Origin of the sequence: Rhodococcus maanshanensis NBRC 100610, assembly GCF_001894865.1 — a bacterium.
Taxonomy (GTDB): domain Bacteria; phylum Actinomycetota; class Actinomycetes; order Mycobacteriales; family Mycobacteriaceae; genus Rhodococcus_G; species Rhodococcus_G maanshanensis.
On sequence record NZ_BCXA01000047.1, the window covers coordinates 38,061 to 58,253 of the forward strand.

Consider the following 20,193-nt stretch of genomic DNA (forward strand, 5'->3'; position numbering starts at 1 on the left):
GGGGGCCTCAATGCGCGGCGAGGCGGCCGCGTCGGGAATGCTGGAACCATCATGGACGAGCCGAGCAACGGAGAGCCGGGCGGCGACCAGCCTGCCGGGTCCGCCGGTGCGCGCTCGGGATTCCATCCGCTTCACCGCGCCTGGCAGGTCATCGCGAGAACCGCGACGAAGGCATGGGGCGACTCGATCTTCGGCAAGGCCGCCACGGCAGCCTTCTGGCAGACCCTGTCGCTGCCTCCCCTGCTGCTCGGGCTGCTCGGCAGCATCGGCTACGTGGGCGGCTGGTTCGGCCCCGACACGGTCCAGATCATCGAGTCGAAGATCATCACCTTCAGCCGCACGGCCTTCAGCGAGAGCGTCGTCGACCAGCTCATCAGCCCGACGGTGAACGACGTCCTCGGCCAGGGCCGACCCGAGATCGTCTCGGCCGGTTTCCTGCTGTCGCTGTGGGCGGGATCGTCGGCGATCTCCACCTTCGTCGACTCCATCGTCGAGGCGCACGGCCAGAAGGACGTGAGACATCCGGTCTGGCAACGGATCTTCGCGCTGCTGCTCTATGTGATGTTTCTCATCGTCGCGGTCTTCGTGCTGCCGCTCGTCGCGCTTGGGCCCACCCTGATCGGGCAGGTGCTACCGCGGTCCTGGTACTCGGTCGGTTCGCAGGCGGTGGACGCCTTCTACTACCCGGCGGTCGGCCTGCTCCTGATCATCGGCCTGACCACCCTCTACAAGGTGGCACTGGCCAAGTCCCTGCCCTGGCACCGACTGCTCGGTGGATCACTGCTGGCGGGCGTCTTCTTCATGGGCGCGAGCACCGTCCTGCGCTGGTACCTCGCCTGGATCACCCAGACCGGCTACACCTACGGCGCGCTGGCGGCACCGATCGCCTTCCTGCTGTTCACGTTCTTCCTCGGCTTCGCCGTCGTTCTCGGCGCCGAGTTCAACGCGACCATCCAAGAGTTCTGGCCGGCAAGGGCGACCCGGATGGAGCAGATGCGGGACTGGCTGGCCGCGCAGGCCGCGGCCGCCGCCCGGGCGCCCGACGGCGAGTCCGTCGGACCCGTCACCACTCTCACCAGACGGCTGGCCGCAGGCCCGATGAGGATCACCGGACCGGACCGGGGCAGACACGAGGCCGCCGAGGATGCGCCCGCCGCCGACGCGGCAGGCGACACCGCCGGCGGCCGGTGTCCGGTCGCGGCTCAGTCGCCCGCGCGCAACCCGTCGTAGATCTTCTTGCATTCCGGGCACACCGGCGAGCCGGGCTTGGCCGACTTGGTCACCGGGAAGACCTCCCCGCACAACGCGACGACGTGCGTACCCATCACCGCGCTCTCGGCGATCTTGTTCTTCTTCACGTAGTGGAAGAACTTGGGGGTGTCGTCATCGGTGGACTCGTCGGTGGTGGTGTCGGGACGTTCCTTGGTCTGAGTGCTCACCCGTCCATGATGACGCACTCCTGCGCGGCGGGCGAGCCCCCGGTAGTGCATTCGACTGCGGAGAGTGGGATGGTGGACAGATGGCATCGAGTTCGGATTTCGACCGCGCGAAGAACAAGGACGACGCGGCGGGAAACCCGGTTCTCATCACCGACGCGGCCCAGTCGTTCTACGACGAACAGCACGCCCGGGTCCGCAAGTACACGATCCTGATGGCGATCCGGATCCCGGCACTGGTGCTGGCCGCGCTGGCCTACAGCGAATGGGCCAACCCATGGATCAGCCTGGCCATCATCGGCGTCTCTGTCCCGTTGCCGTGGATCGCCGTGCTGGTCGCGAACGACCGCCCGCCGCGCAAGGCCGATGAGCCGCGCCGCTACGACCACAAGGCCCCGACCGCGCCCGCGATCGAATCGAAGCAGCACCCGACGATCGAGGGCTGACATTCGGCATCGACCGCCGACCCCGCCGCCACGAGCTGACAAACTGTGGCGGTGAACCGAGAACTGCTCTCCGCCTGCGCTCCGCTGCGCGAGGCCCTGCACCGCACCGAGTACACCGCCGACGCCCTGCTGGAGATGCTCGGCGCCGATGCCCACGATGCGCTCGGTCGCAGCGAGCCCGTCCCGGTCCGGCTGGCCAGCCGCACCGCGGGCGATCTCGGGGTACTGACGAGACTCTTCCTGTTGGCCGACCCCTGCCCCGCCGCGGAGGTCGCGCACGCGCTGCGGCCGCTCGACCTGGACCGCGCGGTGGCCGTCGGACTCCTCGAGCGCTCGGGCGACGAGGTCAGGGCTGCGCTCGACCTGAGGCCGCTCGACCTCGGCTCCGGCAACCGGTGGGTGCTCTCCGACCTGGACGGCAGCATGGGTCCGCGGACCACGGCGCCCGACCACGTGCTAGGCGTCGGACACGCGTCGCTGTCCCTGCTCCGTGCCACCCCGACCACCCCGACCGGTTCGGTGCTCGACCTGGGTACCGGCTGCGGCATCCAGGCCATGCACGCCGCCGGCTACGCGCGGTCGGTCACGGCCACCGACATCAACCTGCGCGCGCTCGATCTGTCGGCGGCGACGTTCGCGCTCAACGAGATCGACGTCGAGCTGCTCGGCGGCCCGTGGTTCGAGCCGGTCGTCGGCCGTCGCTTCGACCGGGTGGTCGCCAACCCGCCGTTCGTGGTCGGCCGCGGCCGGGTGGAGCACACCTACCGCGACTCCGGGCTCGACCTCGACGGCGCCAGCGAGCTGATGATCTCGAACGTGCTCGACCACCTCGAGCCGGGCGGCACCGCCTCCATGCTCGCGTCCTGGGTGCACGTGCGCGGCGAGGACTGGCGGTCGCGGATCGCGTCCTGGCTGCCCGCGCACGGCGTCGACGCCTGGATCGTGCAGCGCGATGTCGCCGACCCCGCGCTGTACGTGGGCACGTGGATGCGCGACGGCGGCCTCGATCCGCGTGACCCGGCGACCGCGGCGCAGGCCGAGGCCTGGCTGGCCCATTTCGAGGCCGCCGACGTCGAGGGCGTCGGCTTCGGCTTCGTCTACCTGCGGCGCACGGACGAGCCGAGCGACGTGCTCGCCGAGGACCTGCGGCACGGCTTCACCGATCCACTCGGCGGCGAGGCGCTCGGCTATTTCGACCGTCTGGCCTGGCTGCGCGAGCGCGACGTGCTCGAACAGCGCTTCATGCTCGAGCCGACGACCGCCCTCGAGCGGGTGTCGCTGCCGGGTGAGGAGGGCTGGCAGCAGGTCGTGGCCAGGGTGCATCGCGGCAGCGGGCCGAACTGGCAGCACGAGGTGGACGATCTGACCGCCGCCCTGCTCGGCGGAATGCGGCCGGACTCGCTGGCGTTGAACGAGCTGCTCGAACTGCTGGCGGCCGCGAACGGCGAGGATCCCGACGAGCTCGCCGTCGCCGCCGTCCCGCTGGTGCACTCGCTGGTGCGGCACGGACTGGTGCTGCCCGCGGAGTTCCCGCGGTAGTTCCCGGCCGGTTCCCCCGGCCCGTCTTCTCAGCAACTTCTCAGGACCGCCGACGCAAAAATGCAGGTCAGAAGTAATTCCGTGGATCACACACGGGAACTTTGCACGGTGGCGCGGCGTTGAGCCATATGAGACACCACCGATGAGGAGGCAGGTCATGACAAGCCCCACCACCACCCGCAGGCTGCGCCCCAGCGCCGAGGATCTGGACGCCCAGAGCCCCGCTGCGGACCTGGTTCGCGTCTATCTGAACGGGATCGGCCGCACCGCGCTGCTGACCGCCGCGGATGAGGTCGAGCTGGCCAAGCGGATCGAGGCGGGTCTGTACGCCGCACACGTGCTCGAGACCGGCAAGAGGCTAACCGCCGCCAAGAAGCGTGACCTCGCCACCATCGTCCGCGAGGGCCAGTCAGCGCGCAGTCACCTGCTCGAGGCGAACCTGCGACTCGTGGTGTCACTGGCCAAGCGGTACACCGGACGCGGCATGCCGCTGCTGGACCTGATCCAGGAAGGCAACCTCGGCCTGATCCGCGCGATGGAGAAGTTCGACTACGCCAAGGGCTTCAAGTTCTCCACCTATGCCACGTGGTGGATCCGCCAGGCCATCACCCGTGGCATGGCCGATCAGAGCCGCACGATCCGGCTGCCAGTGCACCTGGTGGAGCAGGTCAACAAGCTGGCCAGGATCAAGCGTGAGCTGCATCAGCAGCTCGGCCGCGAGGCCACCGACGAGGAGCTGTCGGCCGAGTCGGGCATCGCGGTCGCGAAGATCGCGGACCTGCTCGACCACAGCCGCGACCCGGTCAGCCTCGACATGCCGGTCGGCAGCGACGAGGAGGCGCCGCTGGGCGACTTCATCGAGGACGCCGAGGCCACCTCGGCCGAGAACGCGGTGATCGCGGGGCTGCTGCACAGCGACATCCGGTCCGTCCTCGGCACCCTCGACGAGCGCGAGCAGCAGGTGATCCGGCTGCGGTACGGCCTCGACGACGGCCAGCCCCGCACCCTCGATCAGATCGGCAAGATCTTCGGGCTCTCCCGTGAGCGCGTCCGCCAGATCGAGCGTGAGGTGATGGGCAAGCTCCGCGAGGGCGACCGCGCCGAGCGGCTGCGCTCCTACGCGAGCTGATCCCCACCCGGGCTCGCACCCCGGCGAGCTGGGAATGCCACACAATCCGGTGCGCTGACCATCCCCCTGAGTGTCAGCGCACCCTCGCGCCGGTCGATCCGACCCGCTCCTCCCCCTCGGAGCGCAAGGATCGGCCGGCGCGACTACGTTCGCGGGCGGCTAGCGCAGTCGGCGCGGGCCCAGATCGGCCCGGCTCGGCTCGGGGCCGATCCGCACCCGGGTGTCGGTGATCGCGGCCCCGATGGCGCTGGCCAGGACCGGCTCGCAGACGAGCTCCCGCACCTCGGGCAGGTCATCGGCGAGCGCGGAGACCCGCTGCACCAGGTCCACGAGCGCACCCTTGTCGACCGGCTCCGCGTTCCGGTATCCGGACAGCAGCGGGGCGGCCTTCGGGGCGTCGATCAGTTCGGTCGCCTCGTCCTCCGTCAGCGGCAGTACCCGGTAGGCGCGGTCGCCGAGCAGATCCGAGATCACTCCCGCGAGTCCGAACGAGATCAGCGAACCGAAGGACGGGTCGTCCTGCACCCGCACGACGCAGCCGATCCCCTTGTTCGCCATCTTCTGCACGTGCAGGAGCGGTTCCGCCGACGCCACGGCGAGCGCGCGATAGGCGTCGCGCACCGCGTCCGGGGTGCTGACGTCCAACCGCACGCCGCTCAGGTCCGGGCGGTGCCGCCATCCCTCGCGGGTCGCCTTGACAGCGACGGGATAGCCCAGCGCCTCGGCCGCGTCGACCGCCTCGTCCTCCGACCGCGCGAGGGTGAAATCCACCACCCGCAGGCCGTAGCAGGCCAGCAGCTCCGACGCCTCGAAATCCGTCAGCCATCGCCCCTCGCCCGCGCCCAGCCAGGACTGCACCAGCGCCTCCGCGCGATCGGAGTCGATGCCGCTGGGGCGGACCACCTTCGAGGCGGGCCGCGACCGCCACTGGGCGTAGCGCCAGGCCCGCGAGAGCGCCAGGGCGGCACGCTCCGGCCCCGGGTACGACGGGACCGAACCCCTGATGGGATGGCCGTCCTCCCCCCGGACCGCCAGCACGTCCGGAATACCTTCCGCGGCAAGAAATGTCGTCACGATCGGCTTACTGGTGTCCCGGGCCGCATCGCGCAGTGCCTTCGCGTACGGCTCGACGTCCACGCTGACCGGCGGCACGAACACCGCGAAGACGGCGTCCACCTCGGCCGACTCGAGCGCGGCGCTCACCGCACCCGCGAACTGCGCGGGGGTGGACTGCGCAGGCAGGTCGACGGGTTTCGCCGGCTCGAGCCCCTCGCTCCTGGCCGCCCCTGCGGCCAGCACGCCGAGCGCCGAGGAGTTGCCGACCACCGCGACCCTCGGACCGGCGGGCAGTGGCTGATAGCCGAGCAGCACGGCGCAGTCGAAGAGCTGGGCGATCGACCCGACCTGCACGACACCCGCCTGCTCGAACAGTGCCGAGACCACGGAGTCGTCGATCTCGACCCCGTTCGCGGCAAGGGCCTCCGGCACGGCGTGCCTGCCGGACTTCACCGCGACGATCGGCTTGTTCCTGCCGACCCGGCGCGCGATCCGGGAGAACTTGCGCGGGTTGCCGAAGCTCTCCAGATACAGCAGCACCACCTCGGTCTCGGGGTCCGAGTCCCAGTACTGCAGCAGATCGTTTCCGGAGACGTCGGCGCGGTTACCCGCCGAGACGAAGGTGGACAGGCCGAGCTGACGGCGCGCCGCCTCGTCGAGGATCGCGATGCCCAGCGCGCCGGACTGACAGAAGAACCCGACCCGGCCCGGCGGCGGCAACTCGGGCGCGAGGGTGGCGTTGAGCCGAACAGCGGCGCTGGTGTTCGCGACGCCGAGCGCGTTGGGACCGACCAGTCGCATCCCGTGTGCCCGCGCGGCGTGCACCAGCCGTCGCTCGGACTGGCGTCCGTCCGGGCCTGCGTCGCTGAACCCACCGGACACCACGACCAGTGCCTTGACGCCCTTCGCGAGGCAGTCGTCGAGGACCGCGTCAATGGCCTCCGCAGGAACCGCAACGACCGCGAGGTCCACGTCGTCGGGAATGTCGTGCACCGTCGGGTACGCCCGGACCCCCCGCACGGAGCGGTTCTCGGCATTGACGGGGTAGACCGGCCCGGTGAACCCGGCGCCGAGCAGATTGCGCAGCACCGCGTTGCCCACCTTCGCGGCGTCGGTCGACGCGCCGATCAGGGCGACCGACTGCGGGCTGAGCAGGTTGCGGACGCTCCTGGCCTCCGTGGCCCGCTCACGAGAGTTACGAACCGCGACAAGGGTTTCGGTCGGGTCGATGGCGAACTCGAGCCGAAGCACTCCCCCCTCGTAGGTCCGGCTGACCTGATACCCGGCCTCCCGGAACACGGTGACCATGTTCCGGTTCTCGGCGAGCACCTCGGCCACGAACATGGTCAGGCCGTTCTCGGCAGCGGCCGCGGCCAGGTGCTCGAGCAGGATCGGCCCGAGCCCGCGACCCTGGTGCGCGTCGGCGACCACGAACGCGACCTCAGCGGACCTGCCGTCACCGACGTCGATCAACCGCTCGTACCGGCCGACCGCGATGATCTCGTCGCCGAGCACCGCCACGAACGCGACCCGGTCCTTGTGGTCGACGGTGGTGAACCGCTTGAGGTCGCGCTGCGACATCGTCGGGTACGGCCCGAAGTAGCGCAGGTAACGGGTGCGCTCGGACAGCTTGGCGTGGAAGGCGATCAGCCGGTCCGCGTCGTCCGGCGAGATCGGCCGCAGGGCCGCGACGCCGCCGTCGGTGAGCAGCACGTCCGCCAACCAGTGCTTGGGGAAGGGCGCCCGCGGCTCGGCGTCTGCGCCCCCGGTTGCGGGGTCAGTCACGGGGATCCTCCGGGTCGAGTCCGAGCAGCGGGAAGGCCGCGCGACGGGTGGCTGCGATCGCCGAATCCACCCGGACCAGAGCGCGATCCATCGATTCGACGCCGGTCTCCGGGGTACCGCCCGGCCCGTCCCACGACAGGTAGGACGCCTCGCCGCCGTCGCCCATCGTCGCGGGCAGCTCGACGCTCGGCGCCATCGCCGCCACCCGGTCGCGCCAGGACTGCGGCACCGCGAAGGTGGGATCGATGTCGCGGTCGAGCGCCGCTGCGATCAGGTGCGTCCACGCGCGCGGGACCACCCGCACCAGCCCGTAGCCGCCGCCGCCGACGGCCAGCCAGCGACCCTCCGCGTACCGGTCCGCGAGCTGACGCATCGCCAGGAACGCGGCCCGTTGCCCGTCGACCGTCAGCGAGAGGTCAGCCAGCGGGTCCTCCCTGTGGCTGTCAACGCCGCACTGGCTGATCACGATCTGCGGCTTGAAGGCCGCCATCGCCGCAGGAACCACCGCGTGAAAACCCCTCAGCCACACCGAGTCCACGGTTCCCGGCAGCACCGGCAGGTTGATCGTCGCACCCTCGGCCGCGCCCGATCCGACCTCACTGGACCAGCCGGTGTTCGGCCACAGCGTCGCCGGGTGCTGATGGATGGACACGGTCAGGACCCTGGGGTCACCGAGGAAGGCGTGCTGGACCCCGTCCCCGTGATGGGCGTCCACGTCGATATAGGCGATGCGGTCGAAGCCGTTGTCGAGCAACCAGGAGATCGCGATCGCGGCGTCGTTGTAAACGCAGAAGCCCGAGGCCCAGTCGGACATCGCGTGGTGCATCCCGCCCCCGATGCTCACGGCCCGTCGGGCCCGGCCCGACGCGATCTCCTTCGCCGCGGTGAGCGTTCCACCTGCGAGAATCGCGCTGGCCTCGTGCATCCTGGGAAAGATCGGGTTGTCCTCGGTGCCGAGTCCGTGCGGGGCGACATCGCCGTCCGCCCGGGCGTCGGCCAGTCCCTGCAGCGGCCCGGCTCCCGCCGCCTTGACCGCGGCGACGTAGGCGGGGGTATGGATCCGCAGCAGATCGGCGTCGGTGGCCGCCTCGGGACGGACCAGTTCGGCACCCTCGATGAGACCGAGGCTCCGCGCGAGGTTCATCGTCAGCTCGAGCCGGGTGGGGTTCATCGGGTGGTCCGCACTCCACCGGTAACTGAGATAGTCCGGACTCCAGACGACGGCCCGGTCCGAATTCGGGTGCGCATGCCCCACCGGGGGGCTGGAGGTCGCGGCCATGCGATCAACGCTACTTGCGCGCCTGGGGAAGAGGCGAGGGGCGGGTGGCGTTGCCTCAGAGTGAGTGCAACGCCGATTCCCGCATGCGTGCCGGTAGAATCGGCCGTAGACGAAGGGGCGTGCAGGTGAAGGATCTTGTCGACACGACGGAGATGTACCTCCGTACCATCTACGACCTTGAAGAGGAAGGCGTGGTGCCGCTGCGGGCGCGTATTGCCGAGCGGCTCGAGCAGAGCGGTCCGACGGTGAGCCAGACGGTCGCCAGGATGGAACGCGACGGGCTCCTACTGGTGGCCGGTGACCGCCATCTCGAGCTCACCGACAAGGGTCGCGGACTCGCGATCGCGGTGATGCGCAAGCACCGGCTCGCCGAGCGACTGCTCGTCGATGTGATCGGACTCGACTGGGACCAGGTGCATGCCGAGGCCTGCCGCTGGGAGCACGTGATGAGCGAGGAGGTCGAGCGTCGTCTCGTCGAGGTGCTCAACAACCCCACCACCTCGCCCTACGGCAACCCGATCCCCGGCCTGGCCGAGCTCGGCCTGAACCGGCCCGCGGACAACGGCGAAACCCTGATCCGCCTGACCGATGTGCCGTCCGGGCAGCCCACCGCCGTGGTGGTGCGCAGGCTCGCCGAGCACGTGCAGTCCGACCCGGAGGTCATCGGTCGCCTCCGTGAGGCAGGCGTCGTCCCCGACGCACGAGTGACGGTGGTGACCAAGCCGGGTTCGGTGACGATCACCGTGCCGGGTCACGAGGGCTTCGATCTGTCTGAGGAGATGGCGCACGCAGTCCAGGTCAAGCAGGTCTAGCGGCGTGCGACTCCTGGTCACCGGCGGTGCCGGTTATGTCGGCAGTGTGTGTGCCACCGTCCTGCTCGAACGCGGCCACGAGGTGGTCGTCGTCGACGATCTGTCCACCGGGAACGCGGATGCGGTACCGACCGGAACCGAGTTCGTCGAGGGCGACGTCGCCGCGGTCGCCGCGTCCGTTCTCGGCGACGGGTCGACCGAGCCCCGGTTCGACGGCGTGCTGCACTTCGCAGCGCAGTCGCTCGTCGGTGAATCGGTCGTCGCGCCCGAAAAGTACTGGCGCGGAAACGTGGTCACCACGATCGAGCTCCTCGAGGCGATCCGGGTCTCCCGCACCCCGCGGCTGGTCTTCTCCTCGACGGCCGCGACATACGGCGAGCCGGAGCGGTCCCCGATCACCGAGACGGATCCGACGAGGCCGACCAATCCCTACGGGGCAACCAAGCTGGCGATCGACCACGCGATCACCTCGTATGCCAACGCGTACGGACTCGCTGCCACCAGCCTGCGTTACTTCAACGTCGCGGGCGCGTACCGCGGTGCAGGCGAGAACCGGGTTGTGGAAACACATCTCATCCCGCTCGTGCTGCAGGTCGCGCTCGGACAGCGGGACAAGATATCGGTCTTCGGCACCGACTGGCCGACCGAGGACGGCACCGCGGTCCGCGACTACATCCACGTCCTCGACCTCGCCGAGGCGCACCTGCTGGCGCTCGAGGCCGCGACCGCGGGCACGCACAGCATCTACAACCTCGGCAGTGGGGCCGGTTTCAGTGTCCGCGAGGTGATCTCGGCCTGCCAGCGGGTCACCGGGCTGCCGATCGCCGTGGTGGACGCCCCGCGCCGTGCGGGCGATCCCGCGGTCCTCATCGCCTCCAGCGAAAGGGCCATCGCCGACCTCGGCTGGCGGCCGCAGCACACCGACCTCGACGAGATCGTCGCGGACGCGTGGGAGTTCTTGCAGCAGTTGGGCGACCGGTCGCACGCCGCACACCGCGGCTGACCCCAACCGTTCACCCGTTAGACACCAAATAGCCACTTTTTGCCCCATCGGCGGTGTCGGCATGGCACGCTGCTCCGATGAATTTCTCCGTACACAGGCGTGGGTTCGCTCGCGCCCTGGTGGGGCTCGCCCTCGCGACCGTGGTGTTGCCTGCCCCGCTCGCGTCCGCGACGACCGGGTCCGATGCCGGGTCGACCTCCGGGTCGCTGGAGTCGAGCGGGCTGGCCGACGCCGTCCACCCGGATTGGATGGCCGGACTGCCCGATGGGGCCGGGCTCGCGGAGCTGTCGCTGCCCGGCACCCACGACACGATGGCCTCGGGGGCCTCCGTCTTCGCCCTCACCCAGGATGCCGACCTGACGACCCAGCTGAGGGCCGGGGTCCGCGCCGTCGACATCCGCACCCGGCATTTCCGGGACACGTTCCCCATCCATCACGGGATCGAGTACCTGAACGCGGACTTCACCGACGTCGTGGTCGCGCTCACCGATTTCCTGCGCGCCAACCCCTCCGAGGCGATCGTCATGCGACTCAAGGAGGAGTACACGCCCGCGGAGAACACCCGCAGCTACGAGGAAACGCTGAACTGGTACATCGACCAGAACCCCGAGACCAGCAGCCGGCTCCGGGAACACCTGTGGCGCCCGCCCGCCGGATACGACGGTGGCCTGCCGCGCCTCGGCGAGGCCCGCGGGAAACTCGTCGTACTCCGGAATTTCGACGCGGTGGCGTGGCCGGGGCCGCGGTTCGGCGACGCGAGCATGGCGATCCAGGACACCTACGAGCTGACCGGCCTGGCCGACATCGGGCGCAAGTGGGACCTGATCCGCGCACAGTTCGAGCGATCCCGCACCGGGTCCTCCGACATCCTGTTCGTCAACCACCTCAGCGCAACCGGTAACCCCGCAGCAATGGTGACCGGCACGGTCCCGGTCACCGTCGCGCGCGGCGCCCCTGGCGTCGTCGGGATCCTCCCCCGCACCCAGGAGTACCTGGAGGCCGGTGGCCGCGGACGGCTGGGCGCGGTGATGGCCGACTTCCCGACCGCGGAGCTCGTGACCGAGATCATCGCGCACAACTTCCCCTGACCCGTGACCACGCTCAACCGCCGTAGATCGGCGGCGGCATCCGCACCCCGAGCCTCGCGGCCTCGTCGAACCCGGTGACGGCGAGCCCCGAGATGGCCTCCGGACGCATGCCGGACTGCAACGCGGCGTCGAGCATGCCTGCCAGCCGGTGCCGCGGGTTCGCCTCCAGCGCCGCGACGAGGGCCACCCCCGCCATCGGTCCGTCCCCGCGCGCATAGGCGCTGTAGCCGAGCAGTGCCGCGGGCTCCGCCCGCTCCGGATCGGGCAGCGCCCTGGCCAGCAGGATCCACAGCTGCTCGGCCGCGTCGGCCTCCGCGGTCACCGCGAGCGACAGCAGCGCGTCGCGCACCCGCGGGTTCGACAGCGCCCTGGCCAGGTCGACGAGTTCGTGCCGGTAGGGCGCGTGTCCGGAGGCCAGCTCGGCGATCCGGGCGAGCACCAGCCGCAACTCGTCGCGCGGGCGGGAACGGCGTGCGGGTCGCTCGCGCAGCAGCTCCGCGAGCCCGGCGCGTTCCCGATCCGGATGCGGGGCCACGATCGCCTCCAGTTCCTCCCGGGAGGACCGGATCGCGCGACCGCCGAGCACCTGGGCGAGGGCGACGCTGGACGACACCGGGTCAGGGAGCAATCCGCGACGGGGATCGCCGCACAGCCCTCGCCACGGCCGTCCCTCCGCGATCTCGGGGATCACGAGCGCTCCCACCAGGTCGACGCCGCGACCGCTCAGGTGCAGCTCGAGTTCACCGACCACCGCACGATGCATGCCGGGCGCCCGCCCCGCGTCGACGATCACCGCGATGACCGCATCGATGTCCTCGCGCTCGCAGACGAGGGACATCCGTTCGATGGCCTCCCGGTCGAGCGGGCCGACCGCGCCGTCCGGCAGGTCGTGCCGCATCACCGCCCGTACCCGGGCGGGGCCGTCGCCCTCGTCGAGACAGACGAGGACAAGCGAACGTGCGGGCCGGAACCCCAGCATCGCGGGGATCGCCGCGATGAGATCGCCTGGGTCGCCGATTCGGACCGGACCGACGCCGGGCATCAATGTCGGATTGCCGGGTCGCTCCGGCTGTTCGGGATGCATGGTTGTCATGGCCAGGACCATGCCGCCGTGCACCGACCGGCCCGCGGCCGCGACCAGCGCCTTCGCCGGGCCTGTGGAGAGAAACCGGACCATCCACAGGCGCGGCGGGTCAGGCCGCGTTGACCCGCTGCACTGCCTCCGTGAACACCTGGTCCAGCACCACCGTGTCCGGCTTTCCGTCACCGAAAGACATGTATGTCGCCGAAACCCGCACGTCATCGATCTGCGCGACCAGGGTGAGCATCGACTGGGTCACCTTCCCCGCCCCCTTGCCGGAGGTCACGGTCTGCCGCATGGCCACGGTGCGGTCCGCGTTCAGCGGCGGCGGCGGCAGCATCTCGGTCCGCACGACCGCCTCGGCGCCGTCCTTGGTGGTGGTCACCTCCAGGCACCGCTCGATCTCGCCGATGCGCTTGTCGAGGGACAGATCCGACCGCATCAGCTCCACCGAGATGGTGGACCTGTTCGCGTTGTCGGTGCCGACGATCATCGCGGTGCCGTCCGGGCCGTAGTCCTGGGCAGGCGGCTTGCACCCGGGCGGGTCGACCTTCGCGCCCGGCGGGATCCCGTCCAGGTCCGCGGCCGCCTGCGACACGGCCTGCGGCGGCAGCACGATGGCCTGGTAGGGGGCCGGGAAATCCGTGGGGGCCAACAACATCGACTCCAACGTCGCGTCCACCCGGCCGTCCTCACCTGTCGACGACCCCGACGAGGGGCCGGACGCGGACGAGGGGCCTGCGGCGGCGACCGGGCTCGCCATCCCGTCCACCGTGGACGAACACCCGGCGACGCCAAGGCATGCGCCCATGGCGAGACCCGCGAACAGGATGCGGCGCTTCAACGGAAAGTCCTCCAGTACTCGCGGGAAACTACCCCCACCACTGTGCCACCTCCGCCACACAGGCCGCCGCAGGCCGGCTGCGGTGTCGTCGAACGGGAGTTCGCTCTCAGCACAAAACCGGCGGTTCCGGGAATGAATGTGACGCCGCGGCACGTTTTTCCGATATCGGGTGTGGGTGCTCGCAGCCGGGTGGGGGACACTGAGAGTGAACGAAACGCGAAGGGATCACTGATGGACGATCAGTCGAGGATGTACGAGCTGGAATTCCCGGCACCCCAGGTGTCCGCGGGCGACGGCCGAGGGCCGGTGCTGGTGCATGGTCTCGAGGGATTCTCCGACGCGGGACACGCGGTGAAGATCGCCACCACCCACCTGCGCGAGAGCCTGGAGACAGAACTCGTCGCGTCGTTCTCCGTCGACGAGCTGATCGACTACCGATCGCGTCGACCCACGATGACCTTCAAGGCGGACCACTTCTCCGATTACGACGAGCCCGAGCTCAACCTGTACGCGCTGCGTGACACCGCAGGAACGCCGTTTCTGCTGCTCGCGGGCCTGGAGCCCGACCTGAAGTGGGAACGCTTCACGACGGCGGTCCGGCTGCTGGCCGAGCAGCTCGGGGTTCGGCGCACGATCTCCCTCGGCGCGATCCCGATGGCGATCCCGCACACCCGCCCGCTCGGGGTCACGGCTCATTCGACCAACAAGGACCTGATCGGCGAGAACCAGAGCTGGTCCGGGGAGCTACAGATCCCGGGCAGCGCCTCCGCGCTGCTGGAGCTGCGGATGGCCCAGCACGGTCACGAGTCGATGGGCTACTCGGTGCACGTGCCGCACTACCTGGCACAGACGGACTATCCGGCGGCCGCGGAGACGCTGCTGGAGAACCTGGGCGAGATCGCCGACCTGGAGCTGCCGCTGGCCGCCCTCGGCGAGGCGGCCGCCCGCGTCCGCGAGCAGGTCGACGCGCAGATCACCGGCAACGACGAGGTGCAGTCCGTCGTCGCCGCCCTGGAACGTCAGTACGACTCGTTCGTCGCGGCGCAGGAGCGCCAGTCCACCCTGCTCGCCGGGGAGGCCGACCTGCCCAGCGGCGACGAACTCGGCGCGGAGTTCGAGAAATTCCTCGCTGAGCAGGCCGGACTTGACGAGAAGTCCGACCGGGACGAGCCTGATCTGTAACTCGGTTCCACAGTTATCCGGCGGGCCGACCCCCTGAACTATACGATCGCCCAAGTCAGCGATGTAGGGGTCGGCACAGCCGGCGACAGGAGGCGACATGAGTGCACGCAAAGGCCGCGCATTGCGGCCGGTTCCGGACACTGCGCCGCGCCTCGTCTTCCGCACCGTTCACGGGTACCGGCGGGCCTTCCGGATGGCAGGCGAGGGTCCGCCGCTCCTGTTGATCCACGGCATCGGCGACAACTCGTCGACCTGGAACGACATCATCCCGCATCTCGCCAAGCACTTCACGGTGATCGCGCCCGATCTGCTCGGCCACGGCCGTTCGGACAAGCCGCGTGCCGACTACTCCATCGCGGCCTACGCGAACGGGATGCGGGACCTGCTCACGGTGCTCGGCCACGACCGCGTCACGGTGATCGGCCATTCGCTCGGTGGCGGGGTCGCGCTGCAGTTCGCGTACCAGTTCCCGCAGATGGTCGAGCGGCTCGTGGTGGTCTCCACCGGGGGCGTGACCAAGGACGTCAACCCCGCGCTGCGCTTCGCCTCGCTGCCGATCGCGAACCAGTCACTGCGCCTGCTGCAGATCCCCGGCACCATCTCCGCCCTCGGGGTGCTCGGCAAGATCGCCGATCAGCTCTACCGCGGGCCCTTCAAGTCGGTTCGGGTCTTCCACGACGCGCCGGACCTGGTGCGGGTGCTCAGCGACCTGCCCGATCCCACCGCGCGGGAGGCCTTCCTGCGCACCCTGCGCGCGGCCGTGGACTGGCGCGGCCAGGCGATCACCATGCTCGACCGGTGTTACCTGACGGCCGATCTGCCGGTCCAGATCATCTGGGGCGACGTCGACTCGGTGATCCCGGTCGGCCACGCCCACCTGGCCCACGCGGCGATGCCGGGCTCACGCCTGGAGATCTTCCGCGGCAGCGGCCATTTCCCGTTCCACGACGACCCGATCCGCTTCCTGCAGGTGGTCGAGGACTTCATCGCGAGCACCGCGCCGCTCGAGTTCGACCCGGCGAAGTGGCGGCAGATGCTCGTCAACGGCGTCGGCGAATCCCAGATCACCGGCACCGATTCGACCCGCGAGGCCGTGCTGGAGGCGATGGGCTCGGACGAGCGCAGCGCGACCTGACTCCTGGCAGGCCGTAACCTGGGTCGGTGCTGCTCTCCGACCTGGTCCCCGCGAGTCCCGATGCCGACTCGCTCTTCGACGCCTTCTCACGGTGGACGGCCGAACAGGGCCTGACCCTGTACCCGGCGCAGGAGGAGTCGCTGATCGAGGTGGTCTCGGGTGCGAACGTCATCCTGTCGACCCCGACGGGGTCCGGCAAGTCGATGGTCGCGATCGGCGCCCACTTCGCCGCGCTCGCCGAGGGCAGGCGCACCTACTACACCGCACCGATCAAGGCGCTGGTGAGCGAGAAGTTCTTTGCCCTCTGCGAGGTGTTCGGTGCCGAGAACGTTGGCATGATGACCGGCGACGCCTCGGTCAACGCCGGCGCGCCGATCATCTGTGCCACCGCGGAGATCGTGGCGAACCTGGCGCTGCGGCAGGGCGCCGACTCCGACATCGGCCAGGTGGTGATGGACGAGTTCCACTACTACTCCGAGCCGGACCGAGGTTGGGCCTGGCAGGTCCCGCTGATCGAGCTCCCCAACGCCCAGTTCCTGCTGATGTCCGCGACGCTCGGTGACGTGTCGTTCTTCCAGGAGGACCTGACCCGCCGGACCGGGCGCCCGACAACCCTTGTCGGCGGCACGCAGCGCCCGGTGCCGCTGTCCTTCTCCTACGCCCGCACCCCCATCGGCGAGACCATCGAGGAGCTGGCGACGACCAACCAGGCACCGGTGTACGTGGTGCACTTCACCCAGGCCGCGGCGCTCGAACGCGCACAGGCGTTGACCAGTGTCAACATGAGCAGCCGGGAGGAGAAGGACGCCATCGCGGAGGCGATCGGGAGCTTCCGGTTCAGCACCGGCTTCGGAAAGACGTTGTCCCGCTTGGTCCGGCACGGCATCGGCGTGCACCACGCGGGCATGCTGCCCAAGTACCGCCGGCTCATCGAGAAGCTCGCGCAGGACGGGCTGCTCAAGGTCATCTGCGGAACCGACACCCTCGGCGTCGGCATCAACGTGCCGATCCGGACCGTGTTGCTGACCGGCCTCACCAAGTACGACGGCACCAGGACCAGGCACCTGCGGGCCCGCGAGTTCCATCAGATCGCCGGCCGGGCGGGCCGGGCCGGCTACGACACCATGGGCACCGTGGTGGTGCAGGCCCCGGAATACGAGATCGAGAACCACCGGCTCGTCGCGAGGGCCGGCGACGACCCGAAGAAGCTCAAGAAGATCCAGCGCAAGAAGCCGCCGGAGGGCTTCGTGTCGTGGGGGGAGCCGACGTTCGATCGCCTCGTCTCCGCCTCCCCCGAGCAGCTCACGTCCCGGTTCCGCGTCTCGAACTCGATGCTGCTCAACGTGATCGCGCGCCCCGGCAACTGCTTCGACGCGATGCGTCACCTCCTCGAGGACAGCCACGAGACCCGTCCGCAGCAGCGCAAGCACATCCTCAGGGCGATCGCGCTGTACCGCGGGCTGCTCCAGGCGGGCATCGTCGAGCAACTCGACGCCCCGGACCCGGACGGGTCGTGGGCCCGGCTGACGGTCGACCTGCAGCGCGACTTCGCGCTCAACCAGCCGCTGTCGCCGTTCGCGCTCGCCGCGATCGAACTGCTCGACCAGGAGTCGGTGACCTACGCCCTCGACGTGGTGTCGGTGATCGAGTCGACCCTGGACGACCCCCGCCAGATCCTGATGGGACAGCAGCACCATGCCCGCGGCGAGGCGGTCGCTCAGATGAAGGCCGACGGCATCGAGTACGACGAGCGGATGGAGCTGCTCGAGGAGATCACCTGGCCGAAACCGCTTGAGGAACTCCTCTTTCCCGCGTTCGAGATGTACCGCGGCGGACACCCCTGGGTCTCCGAGTTCGCCCTTTCCCCCAAGTCGGTGGTGCGGGACATGGTGGAGAACGTGATGACGTTCGCCGAGTTGGTCAGCCACTACGGGCTGGCCCGCTCCGAGGGGTTGGTGCTGCGCTACCTCGCCGACGCCTACCGCGCGCTGCGTCAGACCGTGCCCGACGCCGCCCGCACCGAGGAACTCGAGGACATCACCGAGTGGCTGGGCGAGCTGATCCGACAGGTCGACTCGTCGCTGCTGGACGAATGGGAGCAGCTCACCAATCCTGGTGTGGAGGCCGACGATCAGCAGATCGCGTTCGGCGCCGACATCCCGCGACCGGTTTCCGCGAACACCAGGGCCTTCAAGGTGATGATCCGCAACGCGATGTTCAAGCGCATCGAGTTGGCCTCGCGCAAGCGCTGGGACGCACTCGCCGAACTCGGCGACGGGCTGGAGTCGGAGGACTGGTCCGACCTGATGGAGCTGTACTTCGAGGAGTACGACGAGATCGGCACCGGCCCCGATGCCCGTGGACCGCAACTGTTCTCGGTCCAGGTCGAGCCGGAGCTGTGGCGGGTGCGCCAGACCATCGCCGATCCGCAGGGCGATCACGGCTGGGCACTGGTCGGCGAGGTGAACCTGGCGGAGTCCGATGCCGCGGGCGAGGTGGTCTTCGACGAGTTCGAGGTCGTCGAGGGGTGAGCACGACGCTGCTGCGGGGTGCCCGGTTGGCGCCGGGCGAGGCGCCGACGGATCTGGTGGTCACCGGCGACCGGATCGGCGGCGACGGGCCCGCCGCGACGGCCGCCGTGGACATCGGTGGGCGGCTGGTGCTTCCCGGCCTCTGGGACGCCCACGTACACCTCGACCAGTGGGCGCTCTCCCGCGCCGCGCTCGACCTCTCCGCCGCGACCTCTGCCGCACACGCCGTCCGGCTGATCGCGGAGCATCTGCCGTCGGCCGACACCGACGTCGTCGTCGCGCACGGGTTCCGCGACGGCCTGTGGCCGGACTCCCCCACCGCCGCTCTGCTGGACACGGCCACCGCGGACCGCCCGGTCGTCGCGTTGAGCGGCGACCTGCACAGCGGCTGGTTCAACACCGCCGCGCTGCGGCGCTTCTCGCTCGCGCCACACCCGAGCGGGCTGCTCACCGAAACCGAGTTCATGCCGATCATGAACGACGTGCAACGGGTGGACCCGGCGGTGCTGGATCGCCGGGTCGAGGAGGCGGTACGGGCCGCGGCAGCACGCGGGGTGGTCGGGGTGACGGACTTCGAGATCGCCGACAACCGCGCGGTGTGGGCACGGCGGATCGCCGCAGGCACCGACCTGCTGCGGGTGCGGTGCGGCATCTGGCCGCGGTGGCTCGAGCAGGCGATCGCCGACGGTGTCGACACCGGGGACCCGGTGCCGGGCACCCGCGGGCTGGCGACCGTTGGGCCGATGAAGGTGATCGTGGACGGATCGCTCGGCACCAGGACCGCGTACTGCCACCAGCCGTATCCGGGCGGCGGGCACGGGGTGCTGTCGGTGCCGCCGCAGGAGCTGGTCGGGCTGATGTCGCGCGCCACCGGTCACGGGCTCGAGTGCGCGATCCACGCGATCGGCGACCAGGCCTGCGAGCACGTGCTCGACGCGTTCGCCGACACGGGCGCACGCGGATCCGTCGAGCACGCGCAACTGGTGGCGGAGAAGGACTTTCGACGGTTTGCCGAGCTGGGCGTGATCGCGAGTGTCCAGCCCGCACACGTGCACGACGATGCGGACCTGGCCGAGCGTTACTGGCCCGGCCGCACCGGCCGAGCGTTCCCGTACGGCACGCTGCTGGCCGCGGGTGTGCGACTGGCGTTGGGCTCCGATGCTCCGGTGGCGCCGCTGGACCCGTGGCTGACCCTCGCCGCGGCGGTGGACCGCACCCTGCCGGACGGCCGGGTGTGGCACCGCGAGCACGAGATCCCGTGGGAGGTGGCCCTCGCCGCTTCCACTGGCGGCCGCACGCGGGTCAGGACCGGTGACCTCGCGGACCTGGTGGTGCTGGACACCGACGAGGTCCCGACCACCGGCGCCGATCTCGCCTCGATGCCCGTGTGGGGCACGATGGTCGGCGGGCGGTGGACGTACGAACCGCCTGCCTAGGGCGCGTCTCTCAAATCCCTCCGGATGCACCTGGCGAAACAATCGTCGTCCGGCAAGGCGGAGGAGGAGCCGATACCGGGTTTGTATCGGCGCCGACGACAACGCAGCAGGGCGGCGATTGGGCGCCAGGGGCGCCGAATGTGGATTTGGGAGGCGTGCCCTAGACGGTATGGGGTGACGCACGAGTTGTCGTGAGTTCGCTCCGGCCGGTCGGCGTCCCTCGGTTGGTGAGGATGTGCCGGTGCGGGGGTCGATGTCAACGTCGTTCATGCTCGCTGCGCTGCGCGTGCTCCACGTTGACATCGCCGGCGCGCCGGCAGGTCGACGGTGATCGAGGGGACGCCCGAGGTTTTGGTGTGGACCGCCCTTGCGGGCCGGGACCTCACTCACAAGATTCGTGGGTTACCGAGC

At 70.0% G+C, this 20,193-nt stretch carries 16 protein-coding genes; 11 read left to right on the forward strand and 5 right to left on the reverse strand.

Going from position 1 to position 20,193, the window contains the following annotated elements:
• Positions 1-51 precede the first annotated feature (51 nt).
• The gene (locus RM1_RS21060) at positions 52-1,230 is read left to right on the forward strand and encodes a YihY/virulence factor BrkB family protein (RefSeq protein ID WP_072753636.1); all 1,179 of its coding nucleotides are present in this window, start codon (positions 52-54) and stop codon (positions 1,228-1,230) included.
• Here the strand turns inward: RM1_RS21060 and RM1_RS21065 are convergent.
• On the reverse strand, positions 1,203-1,439 hold the full coding sequence (locus RM1_RS21065; protein ID WP_027499536.1) for a DUF3039 domain-containing protein: 237 nt from the start codon (positions 1,437-1,439) through the stop codon (positions 1,203-1,205). The genes RM1_RS21060 and RM1_RS21065 overlap by 28 nt on opposite strands.
• 80 nt (positions 1,440-1,519) lie before the next feature.
• Between RM1_RS21065 and RM1_RS21070 the strand changes: the two genes are divergently transcribed.
• The 3 genes from RM1_RS21070 (at position 1,520) to RM1_RS21080 (ending at position 4,550) form a co-directional block, all read left to right on the forward strand.
• Positions 1,520-1,882 carry a DUF3099 domain-containing protein gene (locus tag RM1_RS21070; RefSeq protein WP_027499535.1) on the forward strand — a complete coding sequence of 121 codons (363 nt, stop codon included), beginning with the start codon at positions 1,520-1,522 and terminating at the stop codon, positions 1,880-1,882.
• 51 nt (positions 1,883-1,933) lie between these two features.
• Positions 1,934-3,421 (forward strand): DUF7782 domain-containing protein, encoded by a 1,488-nt coding sequence (locus tag RM1_RS21075; RefSeq protein WP_072753650.1) that lies wholly within the window; start codon positions 1,934-1,936, stop codon positions 3,419-3,421.
• Positions 3,422-3,578: 157 nt separating this feature from the next.
• A complete protein-coding gene (locus tag RM1_RS21080; protein WP_027499533.1) occupies positions 3,579-4,550 on the forward strand; it encodes a sigma-70 family RNA polymerase sigma factor in 972 nt (323 codons plus the stop codon).
• Between the two features lie 159 nt (positions 4,551-4,709).
• Here RM1_RS21080 and RM1_RS21085 read toward each other — a convergent pair whose 3' ends face one another.
• Together RM1_RS21085 and RM1_RS21090 are read right to left on the reverse strand one after the other, a co-directional pair.
• The gene (locus tag RM1_RS21085; RefSeq protein ID WP_072753637.1) at positions 4,710-7,391 is read right to left on the reverse strand and encodes a bifunctional acetate--CoA ligase family protein/GNAT family N-acetyltransferase; all 2,682 of its coding nucleotides are present in this window, start codon (positions 7,389-7,391) and stop codon (positions 4,710-4,712) included.
• On the reverse strand, positions 7,384-8,670 hold the full coding sequence (locus RM1_RS21090; protein ID WP_072753638.1) for an acetoin utilization protein AcuC: 1,287 nt from the start codon (positions 8,668-8,670) through the stop codon (positions 7,384-7,386). Before RM1_RS21090 ends, RM1_RS21085 begins: the two co-directional genes overlap by 8 nt.
• Before the next feature lie 125 nt (positions 8,671-8,795).
• On the opposite strand from RM1_RS21090, the gene RM1_RS21095 reads away from it, so the two are divergent.
• From RM1_RS21095 to RM1_RS21105, 3 genes are all read left to right on the forward strand, one after another.
• Positions 8,796-9,482, forward strand: a complete 687-nt coding sequence (locus RM1_RS21095) for an iron-dependent transcriptional repressor DtxR (RefSeq protein ID WP_027499530.1) — start codon at positions 8,796-8,798, stop codon at positions 9,480-9,482.
• A gap of 4 nt (positions 9,483-9,486) precedes the next feature.
• Complete coding sequence (galE, locus tag RM1_RS21100) at positions 9,487-10,485, forward strand: UDP-glucose 4-epimerase GalE (RefSeq protein ID WP_072753639.1); 999 nt, start codon at positions 9,487-9,489, stop codon at positions 10,483-10,485.
• 77 nt (positions 10,486-10,562) lie between these two features.
• Positions 10,563-11,573, forward strand: a complete 1,011-nt coding sequence (locus RM1_RS21105; protein ID WP_072753640.1) for a phosphatidylinositol-specific phospholipase C — start codon at positions 10,563-10,565, stop codon at positions 11,571-11,573.
• 13 nt (positions 11,574-11,586) lie between these two features.
• Here RM1_RS21105 and RM1_RS21110 read toward each other — a convergent pair whose 3' ends face one another.
• Both RM1_RS21110 and RM1_RS21115 read right to left on the reverse strand, forming a co-directional pair.
• A complete protein-coding gene (locus tag RM1_RS21110) occupies positions 11,587-12,666 on the reverse strand; it encodes a DUF4192 domain-containing protein (RefSeq protein ID WP_083576880.1) in 1,080 nt (359 codons plus the stop codon).
• Positions 12,667-12,766: 100 nt separating this feature from the next.
• Complete coding sequence (locus RM1_RS21115) at positions 12,767-13,465, reverse strand: DUF5642 family protein (protein ID WP_072753652.1); 699 nt, start codon at positions 13,463-13,465, stop codon at positions 12,767-12,769.
• Between the two features lie 264 nt (positions 13,466-13,729).
• On the opposite strand from RM1_RS21115, the gene RM1_RS21120 reads away from it, so the two are divergent.
• The 4 genes from RM1_RS21120 to RM1_RS21135 all read left to right on the forward strand — a co-directional run bounded on the left by RM1_RS21120 (position 13,730) and on the right by RM1_RS21135 (position 19,782).
• Positions 13,730-14,680, forward strand: coding sequence for a proteasome assembly chaperone family protein (locus RM1_RS21120; RefSeq protein ID WP_072753641.1), 951 nt, complete (start codon positions 13,730-13,732; stop codon positions 14,678-14,680).
• 97 nt (positions 14,681-14,777) lie between these two features.
• Complete coding sequence (locus RM1_RS21125) at positions 14,778-15,815, forward strand: alpha/beta fold hydrolase (protein ID WP_072753642.1); 1,038 nt, start codon at positions 14,778-14,780, stop codon at positions 15,813-15,815.
• A 26-nt stretch (positions 15,816-15,841) separates the two neighbouring features.
• Positions 15,842-18,346 carry a DEAD/DEAH box helicase gene (locus RM1_RS21130; protein WP_072753643.1) on the forward strand — a complete coding sequence of 835 codons (2,505 nt, stop codon included), beginning with the start codon at positions 15,842-15,844 and terminating at the stop codon, positions 18,344-18,346.
• Entirely contained in the window at positions 18,343-19,782 is a 1,440-nt protein-coding gene (locus tag RM1_RS21135) for an amidohydrolase (RefSeq protein WP_072753644.1), read from the forward strand. The genes RM1_RS21130 and RM1_RS21135 overlap by 4 nt, the downstream gene beginning before the upstream one ends.
• Positions 19,783-20,193: the final 411 nt, after the last annotated feature.